Annotated in this window: 1 protein-coding gene; it reads right to left on the bottom strand. The window is 64.9% G+C overall.

All coding sequences use genetic code 11. The annotated features are described in order from the left end of the window. Positions 1 to 703: DUF1983 domain-containing protein (locus HAQ05_RS27960; RefSeq protein WP_338050286.1), on the bottom strand; the 703-nt coding region annotated here is incomplete at its 3' end. Positions 704 to 733: the final 30 nt, after the last annotated feature.

A 733-nucleotide genomic window follows, 5' to 3' on the forward strand; every position in this document is an offset into this window, starting at 1 on the left:
TCATGCGCCAGCCGGTCGAGCCCGCCACATAGTTCGTCGACTGGATGTAATCGCCGATCTTCGCGCTGGTGATGGTGCCGTCGGCGATGAACGCCTGGCTGATGTACACCTGGCCGCTCTGGACCACAAAGGGCGTGAAGACTGTCCCCCCGGCGGTGGTGCCGACGACGGCGAACCGGTCCGCCGACACCAGGAACTGGCTTTGCAGGCCCGCGTCGGTGTTCTCGATCCCCAGCCCAATCCCGGCCGCCACGTACTGGCCGTTGGTGGTGAGCTGCATCTTCACCGACCACATGGTCGAAAGTGTGCCGTCGGTACTGGCCTGGGCGGTGGCCACGGTCTGAATCGCCGCCGTGTTCTCGCCGGCCTGCGCCTGTAACGTTTCGGTGGTCTGCACCAACGCCTCGTTCTGGTTCGCCCGCACCACTACCTCTTTCGAGTAGGCGGCCTGGGTAGCCCACATGTTCAGCGCGTCCTGCAGATCCCCTTCCCCGTCGTCGTCGCGGTAGGCGGCGCGCAGCACCTGCAGGCTACTGGCCTCCGATTCAAGGTCGGTGATCTTGGTGGTGTTCTGCTCGACCTGCTGCGCCAGGCCGTTAGCCGTTTCGATGGATTGGCCCACGTCCAGCCAGTAATCCGCGTTAGGCGGCGGGGTTTCCTCGGGCACGTCCTGGGTGGCCTGGTAGATCCTGTTCCCGGCCACCACCATGTCGCCAGTGGTGTAGGTCTGGTC

This window comes from Pseudomonas typographi (assembly GCF_014694385.1).
Lineage (GTDB): Bacteria > Pseudomonadota > Gammaproteobacteria > Pseudomonadales > Pseudomonadaceae > Aquipseudomonas > Aquipseudomonas typographi.